Source organism: Actinoplanes xinjiangensis, from assembly GCF_003148685.1.
Classification (GTDB): Bacteria; Actinomycetota; Actinomycetes; order Mycobacteriales; family Micromonosporaceae; genus Actinoplanes; species Actinoplanes xinjiangensis.
In genome coordinates, this window is sequence record NZ_QGGR01000005.1 from 125,772 (window position 1) to 137,649 (window position 11,878).

The 11,878-nt window shown below is 70.4% G+C and carries 11 protein-coding genes and 6 tRNA genes; 3 read left to right on the forward strand and 14 right to left on the reverse strand.

Annotated elements, in window-relative coordinates; translation table 11 throughout:
* Positions 1-2 precede the first annotated feature (2 nt).
* Entirely contained in the window at positions 3-851 is an 849-nt protein-coding gene (locus BC793_RS12950) for a GNAT family N-acetyltransferase (RefSeq protein WP_109593028.1), read from the reverse strand.
* A 48-nt stretch (positions 852-899) separates the two neighbouring features.
* On the opposite strand from BC793_RS12950, the gene BC793_RS12955 reads away from it, so the two are divergent.
* The gene (locus BC793_RS12955) at positions 900-1,466 is read left to right on the forward strand and encodes an NUDIX hydrolase (RefSeq protein WP_109592687.1); all 567 of its coding nucleotides are present in this window, start codon (positions 900-902) and stop codon (positions 1,464-1,466) included.
* Here BC793_RS12955 and BC793_RS12960 read toward each other — a convergent pair.
* The 9 genes from BC793_RS12960 to BC793_RS13000 form a co-directional block, all read right to left on the reverse strand.
* Positions 1,444-2,031: a dihydrofolate reductase family protein gene (locus BC793_RS12960; RefSeq protein ID WP_109592689.1), complete on the reverse strand. Its 588-nt coding sequence runs from the start codon at positions 2,029-2,031 to the stop codon at positions 1,444-1,446. The genes BC793_RS12955 and BC793_RS12960 overlap by 23 nt on opposite strands.
* A gap of 279 nt (positions 2,032-2,310) precedes the next feature.
* Positions 2,311-4,341: an NACHT domain-containing protein gene (locus BC793_RS12965; RefSeq protein WP_146246246.1), complete on the reverse strand. Its 2,031-nt coding sequence runs from the start codon at positions 4,339-4,341 to the stop codon at positions 2,311-2,313.
* Positions 4,342-4,444: 103 nt separating this feature from the next.
* Positions 4,445-5,452 (reverse strand): hypothetical protein, encoded by a 1,008-nt coding sequence (locus tag BC793_RS12970; protein ID WP_146246247.1) that lies wholly within the window; start codon positions 5,450-5,452, stop codon positions 4,445-4,447.
* A 252-nt stretch (positions 5,453-5,704) separates the two neighbouring features.
* Positions 5,705-5,778: transfer RNA gene (locus BC793_RS12975), tRNA-Met, on the reverse strand.
* Positions 5,779-5,783: 5 nt separating this feature from the next.
* Positions 5,784-5,875 (reverse strand) — tRNA-Ser (locus tag BC793_RS12980).
* 20 nt (positions 5,876-5,895) lie between these two features.
* A tRNA-Ala gene (locus BC793_RS12985) sits at positions 5,896-5,968 on the reverse strand.
* Positions 5,969-5,973: 5 nt separating this feature from the next.
* A tRNA-Leu gene (locus BC793_RS12990) sits at positions 5,974-6,047 on the reverse strand.
* A gap of 7 nt (positions 6,048-6,054) precedes the next feature.
* Positions 6,055-6,129 (reverse strand) — tRNA-Gly (locus BC793_RS12995).
* Between the two features lie 4 nt (positions 6,130-6,133).
* Positions 6,134-6,206: transfer RNA gene (locus BC793_RS13000), tRNA-Arg, on the reverse strand.
* A 284-nt stretch (positions 6,207-6,490) separates the two neighbouring features.
* Between BC793_RS13000 and BC793_RS13005 the strand changes: the two genes are divergently transcribed.
* Complete coding sequence (locus tag BC793_RS13005; protein ID WP_109592695.1) at positions 6,491-6,847, forward strand: DUF2784 domain-containing protein; 357 nt, start codon at positions 6,491-6,493, stop codon at positions 6,845-6,847.
* Here the strand turns inward: BC793_RS13005 and BC793_RS13010 are convergent.
* A complete protein-coding gene (locus BC793_RS13010) occupies positions 6,825-7,406 on the reverse strand; it encodes a TetR/AcrR family transcriptional regulator (RefSeq protein WP_109592697.1) in 582 nt (193 codons plus the stop codon). The two genes, BC793_RS13005 and BC793_RS13010, sit on opposite strands and share 23 nt — an antisense overlap.
* 46 nt (positions 7,407-7,452) lie before the next feature.
* Between BC793_RS13010 and BC793_RS13015 the strand changes: the two genes are divergently transcribed.
* Positions 7,453-8,208, forward strand: coding sequence for a class I SAM-dependent methyltransferase (locus tag BC793_RS13015; protein ID WP_109592699.1), 756 nt, complete (start codon positions 7,453-7,455; stop codon positions 8,206-8,208).
* Here BC793_RS13015 and BC793_RS13020 read toward each other — a convergent pair.
* Genes BC793_RS13020 through BC793_RS13030 form a run of 3 tightly spaced genes read right to left on the reverse strand, consistent with a single transcriptional unit; the run spans position 8,186 to position 11,852 of the window.
* Entirely contained in the window at positions 8,186-9,595 is a 1,410-nt protein-coding gene (locus BC793_RS13020) for a glucose-6-phosphate dehydrogenase (RefSeq protein ID WP_109592701.1), read from the reverse strand. The two genes, BC793_RS13015 and BC793_RS13020, sit on opposite strands and share 23 nt — an antisense overlap.
* On the reverse strand, positions 9,592-10,302 hold the full coding sequence (locus tag BC793_RS13025) for a response regulator (protein ID WP_109592704.1): 711 nt from the start codon (positions 10,300-10,302) through the stop codon (positions 9,592-9,594). Before BC793_RS13025 ends, BC793_RS13020 begins: the two co-directional genes overlap by 4 nt.
* Positions 10,299-11,852, reverse strand: a complete 1,554-nt coding sequence (locus BC793_RS13030) for a sensor histidine kinase (protein ID WP_211340633.1) — start codon at positions 11,850-11,852, stop codon at positions 10,299-10,301. Before BC793_RS13030 ends, BC793_RS13025 begins: the two co-directional genes overlap by 4 nt.
* Positions 11,853-11,878 lie beyond the last annotated feature (26 nt).

Genomic DNA, 11,878 nt, shown 5'->3' on the forward strand with positions numbered 1-11,878 from the left:
GGTCATCTCGGTAGATCGGCCTGGTAGAGCAGACTCCGGTGGGTGGGAAGGTAGCCGAGTGAGTCGTTGATCCGGCGCATCGCGACGTTGCTGTCGGCGGTGTCGGCGAGCAGCCCGGCCAGCCCCGGGAACCGGGCCCGGATCTCCTCGATCTGCGCGACCTTCAGCCACCGCGCCAGCCCGCGCCCGCGATGCTCCGGCAGCACCCCGGTCCCGTAGTGCTGGCCGTCCCCGGTACCGTCCCCGGCCACCACGACCTCGGTGAAACCGGCGATCTCCGCGTCCGGCCCGATCACGGCCGTGGTCAGCAGGATCTCGCCGCGCTTCGCGACCGCCTCCGCGATCCGGTGCAGCCGTTGCACGTCCCACGTGTCCGGGGTCCAGGCGGCGTCGTCCATCGGCATGTCGTCCATCGCCCGCCGGGACCGCGCGAACGTCTCGGCGAGCTCGTCCGCGACCGTGCCCTCCCAGTGCACGATCCGGTAGCCGTCGACCGGCCCGGCCGCCCCCGCGAACGACGCGAGTTCCAGCCGGGTGTACGTCAGCGCCAGCACCCGGCGCATCCCGGCCGCCACGCAGAACGACTCCCCCGCGGAGCCCTCCTCGACGGCCGGCCCCAGCAGAGCCGTCAGCCCCCGTTCACTCGCGGACGCCACGGCGGCGGCGAGCAGCCGGGTGCCGGCACCGGCCCGGCGTTCCGCCGGATGCACGGTGATCCGCAGGTCGGCGGCCCCACCACCGGCCGGGATGTGGACGCGGGCGGTGCCCAGTGGCCGGTCGTCGTCGCCTTCGGCGATCCAGGCCGGATTACCGGTGGACGGGTCCGTGAGCGCGGTGATGCGAGTGATCATGCGACGCATTGTCACCTGGCTGGTACATATGGGTGGCATCATTTTCGGATGCGTTCAACGGTGGCGGCAGTGCACGACGTGGTGACCAGGCTGGAACCGGTCGACAATCTCGAGGGCGAACACCGCGGGCACGCCCTCGGCTGGCTGCGGAGCACCGATGACGTGTTCCGCCGGATCAAGCCGGCCGAACCGTCCCGGCACCTGGTGTCCTACGTGGTGCCGGTGGATCCGGCCGACGGCGACCTGCTGCTCGTCGAGCACGTCAACGCCGGTCTGTGGCTGCCGCCGGGCGGGCACGTCGAGGTGGACGAGGATCCGTACGAGACGGCCGCCCGTGAGATCGAGGAGGAGTTGGGCGTCACCGCCCCGGTGTCGAAGGACCCGCTCTTCCTGACCGTCACCGAGACCGTCGGCATCGATGCCGGGCACATCGACGTGAGCCTGTGGTACACCGTCGAGATCCCCCGCGACCAGCCGCTGAAGCCGGACACCGGCGAGTTCCACAGCGTCCGCTGGTGGAGCCGCGACGAGATCGTCAAGTCCGACCCGGCCCGGTTCGACCCGCACCTGGGCCGATTCCTGCGCAAGCTTCCTAACGCAGAACGCGGTAGGTGAGATGGGTGACGCCCCGGCCCTCGATCACCCGCGGATCGCTGAGCCGGACCGGCGTCACCACCTGATCGCCGAAGAAGCTGGTGCCGGTGCCGAGCAGCACCGGCACCAGCGACACGGTGAGCTCGTCGAGCAGCCCGGCGTCCAGATACTGCTGGGTGAGCGTCGGCGTCGACACCGACACCACCCGCTCACCGGCCGTCTTCTGCGCGGCCTCCAGCGCCGAGATCGCATCGGTGAAGAACGACGTCTCCGAATCGTCGCGCGGCCACCCGCCCGGCACCGAATGGCTCACCACGAACACCGGGCACCCGGCCGGATGCCGCCCACCCCACCCGTCGGTGTGGTCGAACAGCCGGCGGCCACAGATCAGCGCACCCGCGCTCGCCAACGCTGGCCGCAGAAAACCGGCACTCGCCTCGGTGACATGAAAAATCCACCGCGGATCAGCGCTCGGCACCTCGACGTCGCCGTTCTGATACCACCCGAAAAGCTCGGCCACACCGTCGTGCTCATCCGCGACGAACCCGTCCAATGACATGGACAGGGCCGCGACGACTCTGCCCATGGCAGGCCTCCCAACGTGCATCCCTACCTCGCAGGTTTCTCCTCCGAAGCGGTTCACGCAAGCGATTCATCTGCACATTCGCCCAGGTGAGGCCTTAGTGCGCAGGCCTTCGCGCAAAGAACTCCCACCCTCGTCGGATACGGCCACCCGCCCCGTTCCGCAGCGGACGCCCTACATGCCCCCTGAGCCGGGGCGGTATCTTCGCCCGCACGGGGCCACCTGTTCCGAGCCGGTTTCGCACCGGCGACACCTGGTGCCGGGCATCTCCGCCGTCTCTGATCAGACCGGCATCGAACGAACGCTCGCGGCGGTTTCCGCGGACATCGGGTGAGCCAGACGGTCACGCAGAAGGGCGTGCCGGAATTGGTAGACACTGCCGGCGCGGCGCAGTACGCCACGTTCCTGGGCATCGGCCAGGCTCCGGGACAGCCGCAGAGGAAGTCTGCGGAGGGTGGCGAGAACGAGAGTCGCCACACAGAACTGACCCCAGGCGCTCACCAGCACCGCGGCCAGGGCGGCGGCCGGCACCACCCCTCCGATGACGGCCCACAGAAACGGTTCGGGCCTGAACAGGGCGGGGGCCGACATCGCCGCCACGGCCCCGCCGATGGTGGCTGCGGAGACGAGTGCCGCGTTTCGGTCCATCGCCAGCGACGCCGCGGGAGTCGTCGCCGAGGGGGCGGGTTCCGCGCTGCTCGCCAGCGCGGTGACCGCACCGCCGGACACGGCGCAGATGACAGCTTCCAGAGGGCTCATGCCGGCGACCATCGCCACGGTGAGCAGGACCGAGCCGACCACGGCGAACGACGTCATCAGGCTGCGCAGCGCCAATCGCCGCGGATGGTGACGGTCGGTGAACAGCAATCTCGCGAATGCCACCATCACGCCGGCCGACACTCCGGTGACCAGCGCGTAGTGCCTCGTGAAGTCACCGTCCCAGGTGAAAGCGGACAGAACCAGGGCCACCACCAGGACAGGCGAGATCAGGGCAGCCAGAATGACGTAGACGATGGAGACCACGTGCGCGGTAGGGGCCGGGCGGATATCGCTGATCCGCCACCATGCCAGATCGTGGAGCTGGTATTCCTTCAGATGGACCGCGAGCGTTGCCAGCCACCGGCGTGTGCTGTCGGCTCGCCCCGGATAGGTGGCCGGGATCAGGTGGTCCAACAGGTGCTGCTCGATGCCCTCCCGGCTGGCAGCCCAGTCCGCGGTCAGCAACTCCTCCGGCGTGCGGCCGGTGTTCCGATAGACCATCCGGGTCAGCCAGATCATCAACGGGGTGGACAGCGCCTGCGTCAGTGGAGTCCCGCTCTCCTCACGCAGATGGGCCAGGACCCGCGACCAGCGCCGGTCGGTCGATCCCGCATCGTCGGCGAGATGCTCGGCGGCCTCCGCCGCCGGGACCGGCTCCAACTCCACCACCACAGCCGCCGGAATCGGACCGCACGCCTGGACAGCCGCCTGGTACGGCCTGGTCCGGCAGGTGACGACGAAGTCACGGCCGGCCGCCACCGCGCTGGACAGGCCGATGAGAGCGGCCCGCTGCATATGTTCGTCGAGCTCATCAAGCCCGTCGAGGACCGGCAACACGAATCCGCCGGCGACGAGATCCCGCGCGAGGCTGCGCGGCTCGGCGTTCGGTCCGGGCAGCGTCCGGGCCAGGCTGCGGTCCTGGGCGATCAACTGGTCGGCGATCCAGTCGTCCAGAGACTGCACCGGGTTCCAACTCGCCGTACTGAGCAGCACCGCGACCGGCTCGATCCCACGCCGAAGGGCGAGCAGTTGAAGGATCAGCTGGATGGCCAGCATCGACTTGCCCGACCCCGGCTCACCGAGCATCACCAGCCGCTTCGGGATGTCGTCGCGGTCGAACACACTCGCGATCCGCGCGTAGTCGCTGTCCACGTCGACCGGACCGGCGCCCGCCGACTGCCGGACCGACGCCCAACTGACCATCACCGCCCGCGTCTGGGCATTCACCGTCCACCGCACGTTCAGGGGCCACGGTTCGCAGACCCGGCGGGCGGCCTGCTCCGCGGCCCACTGCTCCCGCTGCGCGGCCGCCAGGCGCGACAGCACGGCCTCGCGTTCGCCGCCTGCGTCGCCGTTGCCGAGGCGCCACAACCACGTCAGTGCGCAGACGCACGCCGCACCGGCGCTGACCGAACCGAAGACGACGCTCGACCACTTGTCCGCCCGCTCCAGACCCTCGTGCTGCAGGAACCAGGCCAAGGTCAGGGCCGTCAGGGCGGCTGCCGCCAACGTGATCAGGAACCAGACTCTGGGGCGTCTATACCAACTCGGCACCGGACCATGATGGGTCTCACGGCCGGAGAGCGACACCACCCGTACGGCTGACTGATCGACAGAGATCATTATCGCCGATCAGGGGCAGGCCCGCGCATCAGCGCTAGAAGCCCTGTGCGATGTAGGCCCCGAAGTTGACCGGGGGCGGCGGGACGGTCGCGTCGGGGCACGTAGGGTCGGGGACGTCGATGCTCGGCGCTTGCCGTGGCCATTGCAAGAGGTAGTACACGGTCCGGCCGGTGCTGTCGATGGCCTGCCGCAGCGTGCTGGCCGCAGTCGGGTCGTTGTTGAACACCTCGCCGATCGTCCAGCCCTGCTTGGTGTAGCCGTACTGGTTCATCATGTTGTGTGCGGTGGTGAACAAGGCGCCCTCGTCGACCCCGTTACGACGGTAGAAATGGAAGTCGAACAGGTACGGCGGATTGTTCCCGTACACCTTGGGGATATTCTCGATCCGGCCGGCGTAGCCGATGGCGGAGAACCCGACCGTGTCTTTCTTGTCGAAGGCGTTGGTGTAGTCCTTCCACAGCTGCTGTGTGTAGGCGAGCAGGACCTTCTGGCTGTTCGTCGGCACCGCCTCGTTGCACAGGTCGATCCGGTAATGGATGCCGGAGCCGGCGATGATCGGGCGCAGGTTGGAGATCAGGTTCCAGTTCTCCTGGTACATGTCGTCATTCCAACTCGGCCAGTTGTAGGCGGCGTTCTCGCCGATGGGCATGAACGCCACCTGGATCTCGACGAATCCGGCGTCGTCGATCGCGCGCAGCAGATCGGCCAGGTTCTGCCGGTTCGAGGCGGAGAGGTTGCCGCCGGTGGAGTCCATGGCGGTACCGGTGTCCGCGCGGTGCCGGTGGATGATGTGCACCCGCAGTCGTGCCTGGCCGGCCGCGCGCATCGCGGCGAGCTGGCCGCGGATCACGTCCGGGGCTTTGTGGAACGAGTTGACGACGCCGTACGGTTCCCGGTTGCAGCCGTCGATCCGGTACCAGCCGTAGTTGGACCCGCCCCGGGAGGTCGCCCCGGTCGTCGCTGCCAGCGACCGGCCTGCCGGCCAGCCGACGAGCCCGGCCGCGCCGACCGCCGCCGATCCCAACAACACCCTGCGACGCATCGCGCCACCTCTTCCGCTCGTCGCCTCGAACCGAACCGGTGGTGACCCCGGCGAGTGAACCGGCCGACCCTGTCATCCGGTTGTCAGCTGACGCGGAGAGAGATGGGCCGCCGTAAATCGTTTTCCGGACCAAGGTACAGCGAAGCACCCGCTGTTGTCCGACCCGTGGCTGGTGCTTCCGGCCCTCCTCTGCCGGCCGACCGGGATCTCGAAGCACGCGCCACCAAGCCGCGCCACATCCCGTCGTTCACGTGTCGCCGGGTGGTTTCGAACCACCGGCCTCCGCCTTATGAGGGCGGCGCTCTGGGCCCCTGAGCTACGGCGACCGAAGCGGAGAGCGGGAGATTCGAACTCCCGGCAAGGGTTCACGACCCCTGCTGCGGATTAGCAGTCCGCCGCCTTAGGCCACTCGGCCAGCTCTCCTCTGTCCTACTCGAACCGCGTGGACCCGGCCGGACTCGAACCGGCCACCTTCCGCTTGCAAGGTGGATGCTCTCCCTGATGAGCTACGAGCCCCTGCGTGCCCTCGGCGCGATTCGAACGCGCACCGTCCAGGTCCTCGGCCTGGTGCCTCTGCCTGTTGGGCCACGAGGGCGTCGAAGAGTGGCTACCGGGCCTCGAACCCGGGACCTCCGCCATGGCGAGACGGCGCTCTACCGAAACTGAGCTGCAGCCACACCGCGTCCCCGGAGAGATTCGAACTCCCGACCCCCGGATCCGTAATCCGGTGCTCTTTCCGCTGAGCTACGGGGACATTTGTCATCCGCTGTGGAATTGTCAGACAAGGGCATGACGAGAAACGCCGCCCGATTCCGTGAGGAAGGGCGGCGCAGAGATAACCAGCAGGATGCTAGCTGCGCCACCGACGGAGAAGTCGGCCGAGACCTCGGACGGGGAGACTCGGCAGGACCTGCTTCATTCGCTTGGCGGCCATCGTCTTCTCCTTCCTGGTTCGCGTCCCGGCTGGGTCGGTGTTGATGACAAACATAGGAGGCTCCGCGGTACCCGTCCAACCAATTAATCGAGGAAACTGGAGGCATGGGTTACCGGGTTCTGGCCGAGGCCACGATGGTGGTGCACTTTCTGTTCATCGCCTTCGTGGTGCTCGGCGGCTTTCTGGCGTGGCGCTGGCCGGCGGCGCTGTGGCTGCACCTGGCCGCCGCGGCCTGGGGTCTGTGCATCGTCGTCTTCGCCCTGAACTGCCCGCTGACCTGGGTGGAGGACTGGGCGCGGGAGCGGGCCGGCCAGTCCGGGCTGGCGCGCGGTTTCATCGACACGTACCTGACCGGGGTGATGTATCCGGAGCGCTACCTGAACGAGGTGCGGCTGCTGATCGCCGTGGTGGTCGCGGTGTCCTACGCCGGTGTCGTGATCAGGTGGCGGCGACGGGGATGATCGCCGCGACGGTCCGCCGCACGTCCGCCGGTGCCGGTGGTGGGCCGGTGCGGTCGGCGAAGAGCATGTGCCCGGTCCCGATCAGGATGGCCCCGAGTGTGGCGGTGTCGGCGCCGGCCGCGATCCGTCCGAGGACCCGCTCGTCCTCGAGGTAGGCCGCGAACAGCTCGGCGCCCTCGGTGAGCACCGGGACGCCGGCCGGCCAGGTCTCGCGGAGGCGGGCGCGCAGACCGTCGCGGAAGGTCACCAGCGCGACGATGGCGACCGCGACCGAGCCGAACAGTGCGGTCAGGGCGTCGGCGACGGTGTCGGTGACCGATCCCGTGCCGGCGTGCAGGGCGGTCATCCGCGCGTCCATCCGGCCGGCCCGGTCCAGTACGTACTCCGCCAGGAAGTCGTCGAAGTCGGTGAAGTGGCGGTGCAGGACGCCTTTGGCGCAGCCGGCGTCGAGGGTGACGGCACGGCTGGTGAGCGCCTCGGGCCCGGATCTCAGCAGGATCCGGTCGGCGGCGTCGAAGAGTTGTTCCCGCACGTCGCGCAGGGCCACACCGGTCGGCACGAAAGAAATGTAGCCGAGTGGGCAAGCGCCCATTTAGAGTGGGCGCATGCCCACTAACCCGGATCACCGGCGGATCGCCGAGTCCTTCGGCGTCGACGCCGACCGCTACGACCGTGCCCGGCCGCGCTACCCGGCCGCCCTGATCACCCGCATCGCCGCGTTCGGCCGCGAGGTACTCGACGTCGGCACCGGCACCGGCATCGTGGCCCGCCAGTTGCGCGACGCCGGCTGCCACGTGCTCGGCGTCGAGCCCGACCCGCGGATGGCCGAGGCCGCCCGCCGGCACGGCTTCGCCGTCGAGGAGTCCCGGTTCGAGGACTGGGAGCCCGCCGGCCGCACGTTCGACACCATCGTCGCCGGGCAGACCTGGCACTGGGTGGACCCGGCCGCCGGCTCGGCGAACGCCGCCCGGGCCCTGCGCCCGGGCGGCCGCCTGGCACTGTTCTGGAACGCCTACCAGCCGCCGCCCGAGCTGGCGGCGGCCTTCGGCGAGGTCTACCGCCGGGCCGCACCGAGCCTGCCGTTCAGCCCGTGGGCGGCGACCGACCCCTACGCCACCGTCGCGGAGAAGGCCGCCGCCAGCATCGGAGCCGACTTCGCGACGCCGGAGGTGTGGCGCTTCGCGTGGGAGCACGAATACACCCGCGCGGAGTGGCTCGACCTGATCCCGACCGCCGGCGGCCACACGCTGCTGCCGCCGGCGGAGCTGACCGCCCTGCTGGACGGCCTCGGTGAGGTGACCGGTGAGCGGTTCACCATGCCCTACACCACGATCGCGGTCACCGCGGCAAAGGCAGGGTAGGGCCGCTGGACCCGGCCGGGTACTCCCGCAACGGCACCGCGCCGGAGTGCCATGCCTCGATGACCGGCTCGACGATGCGCCAGCACTGCTCGGCGGTGTCCGCCCGTACCGACAGGGTCGGGTCGTCGGAGAAGACGCCGCGCAGCACCTCGCCGTACGGCGGAAGGTCGCCCTGGCCGAAATCGGCCTCCAGGGTGACCGGATCGAGCTCGAACGGATCTCCCGGGCCGTTGATGTTGAAGTCGATGGCCAGATGGTCCGGGCCGAATCCGATCCGCAGCCGATCGGGCTGGTCACAGCCGTGCAGGCCGTCCGGGACGCGCGGCGGCCGCTTGAAGGTGATCACCGCCTCCTTGCGGCTGTCGCCGACCGCCTTGCCGGAGCGCAGCCGGAACGGGACACCCGCCCAGCGCCAGGTGTCGACGGCCAGAACGATCTCGGCGAGGGTCTCGGTGCCGCGGGCCGCATCGACGCCCGGCTCGTCGGCGTAGTCCGGCAGCTTCCGCCCGTCCAGGTCACCGGCGGTGTAGCGGGCACGAAGGCTGCTGGTGGCCGGGTCGTCCCACAGCCGGGTCGCCCGCAGCACGTCGGCCTTGCGGTCGCGGAACTCCGCGGCGGCCATCGTGAACGGCGCCTCCATGGTGATCAGTGCGAGGATCTGCAACAGATGGCTCTGGATCATGTCGGCGAGCGCACCGGCCTTGTCGTAGTACCCGGCGCGGCCCTCCAGAGCCAGGTTCTCGTCGAAGACGATCTCCACCGACTCGACGTGCATGGCGTCCAGGACCGGTTCGAAGATCCGGTTGGCGAACCGCAGGCCGAGGATGTTGAGCACGGTCGACTTGCCGAGGAAGTGGTCGACCCGGTGCACCTGCTCCTCCGGGACGAGCCGGCTGAGCAGCGCGTTCAACTCGGCGGCGGAGGCGCTGCCGGTGCCGAACGGCTTCTCCAGCACCAGCCGGGTGCCGGCCGGCAGATCCACGCCGAGCAGCGCCTCGCAGGCCTTCGCGGTGACCGCCGGCGGCAGCGCGAAGAAGATCACCGCCGAGCCGTGCACCTCCCCGAGGAGGCGCCGCAGGTCGTCGGGGTCCGTCACGTCGGTACGCACCCAGCGGGCCCGGTCGGCGACGTCCGAGGCGGCCGGGGCGGTGTAGGTCGCGGGCGGCCGCTGACCGGCCGACTCGGCGGCGGCACTCGCGCCGTGCGCCCCGAACGAGTCGTGCACGCGCTGTCGCCAGCGCGCGTCGTCCCAGTCGTCGGTGGCCGCGCCGATCAGCGTCAGGCCGGGCACGTGCCCGGCGGTGAGCAGCGCGCCGAGGCCCGGCAGCAGCAGCCGGGCGGTCAGGTCGCCGCTCGCGCCCAGAATGATCAGGGTCTGGTCCGTCATGGACCGTGGGTACCCCCGGACGCCGGACGATACTCGACCTCGGGACGGCCCGGTCCGCCGTATCGCGGGCTGCGCACCACCCGGCCGGTGTCGGCGAGGTGCTCCAGGTAGCGGCGGGCCGTCACCCGGGCCGTCCCGGTGCGCGCGCCGACCTCGGCGGCCGACAGCCCGGCCGGGGCCGCCGCCCGCAACGCGACCAGGATCAGGTCGAACGTCCTCGGGTCCAGTCCCTTGGGGAGGGTGTCCGGCGGAGCGCCGCGCAGGGTCGCGAACACCCGGTCCACCTCGTGCTGGGCGGCCACCTCGGCCGACCCGGCGAGCTGGCGGCGATACTGGGCGTACCGGTCCAGCTTGTCGCGGAACGCGGCGAACGTGAACGGTTTCAGCAGGTAGTGGGTCACCCCGAGCGCGACCGCCTGGCGGATCATGGTGATGTCCCGGTTCGAGGTCACGGCCAGCACGTCGGTGCCGCTGCCCGCCGCGCGCAGCGCCCGCGCGATCTCCAGGCCGTGCTTGTCCGGCAGGTTCAGATCCAGCAGCACCAGATCGACCGGCTGGGCGCGCAACCGGGTCATCGCGTCCCGCGCGGTGTGCGCCACACCGGCGACCACAAAACCCTCGACCTTCTCCGTGTACGCCCGGTGCGCCTCGGCGATCAGCGGCTCGTCGTCGACCACCAGGACCTGGATCGGCGGGCGGGTGCTCATGCCGGCACCGGCAGCCGGACGCTGATCACCGCACCACCCTCCGGGGCGGTGTGGATGTCGTAGCTTCCGCCGTACCGCTCGGCGACCTGCCGGACCAGCGACAGTCCGATGCCGTGCCCGTCGCCCTTGGTGGACCAGCCGCGCCGGAAGGCGCTGGCCGCCTGGTCCGGGCTCAGACCGGGCCCGTTGTCGCGCACCCGCACCAGCACCTCGCCGTCCTCCTCCCGCACCAGCACACCGACCCGCCGTGGCAGCGGCGTCTCGGCGACCGCCTCCAGGGCATTGTCGATCAGGTTGCCGACCACGGTGATCAGGTCGCGGCCGCGCAGCAGCGAGCCGGTGAGCCGGGACTCCCCGTCGATGGTCAGCTCCACGCCGCGCTCGCCGGCCTGCGCCGACTTGCCGAGCAGCAGCGCCGCCAGAGCCGGCTCCTCGACCGCGCCGACGACCTGGTCGGTGAGCTGCTGGGCGACCGCCAGCTCGGCGGTCGCCAGCTGGATCGCCTCGTCCGTGCGACCGAGTTCGACCATGGTCAGAACGGTGTGCAGACGGTTCGCGGCCTCGTGCGCCTGGGCCCGCAGAGCCTCGGTCAGGCCGCGTACCGAATCCAGCTCCCCGGTCAGCGCCCGCAGCTCCGTGTGGTCGCGCAGGGTCAGCACGGTGCCGAGGACCCGCCCGTCGAACCTCGTCTCCCGGCGGCTCGCCACCAGCACCCGGTCGCCGATCAGCACCGGCTCGTCCACTGTGGGGCGGCGCTCGGCGATCAGGCCGGCCACCTCCGGCGGCACGTCGGCGGGCCCGTCGGCGGTCACGCCCAGCAGCCGGCGGCCCTCGTCGTTGATCAGAGTCACCCGGCCGTCCCGGTCCACGACCACGAGGCCTTCGCGGACGGCATGCAGGACGGCATCGTAGTACTCGTACATCCGGGTCATCTCGGCCGGACCGAGTCCGTGCGTCTGCCGGCGCAGACGGCGGCTGAGCAGCCACGACCCGGATGCGGCAAGCAGCAGGGCGACACCGGTGGCGGCGCCGACGACCGGTAGCTGGGCCACCAGCTCCCGGTTGATCTCGTCGGTCTTGATGCCGACCGAGACGAGGCCGATGATGGTGTCGCTGTCCGGGTCACGGATCGGCACGACGGTCCGGACCGAGTTGCCGAGGCTGCCCCGGTACTCCTCGATCACCCGGCCGCCCCGCAGCGCCTCGTCGACCGAACCGGCGAACGGCTGACCGATCAGACTCTCCGTGGGGTGGCTGTAGCGGGTGCGGTCCGGTGCCATCACCACGATGAAGTCGGTGTCGGTGGCGTGGCGGGTCGCCTCGATGAACGGCCGCAGCGCCGCCGCCGGATCGTCGGCCCGCAGCGCGCCGGTCACCGCCGGCGAGTGCGCCATGGTCTCGGCCACGGCGATGACCTCGGCCTCCGCGGCGGCCTGCGCGTCCCGGCTGGCGAGCAGCACCGCACCGGTCGTCCCGATCGCCACCAGCAGCGTCACCACCAGCACCTGGAGGGCGAAGAGCTGCCGGGCGATGCTCCACGGTCGTGCCAAACCGGGCCTCGTTTCGTTTCTTACGG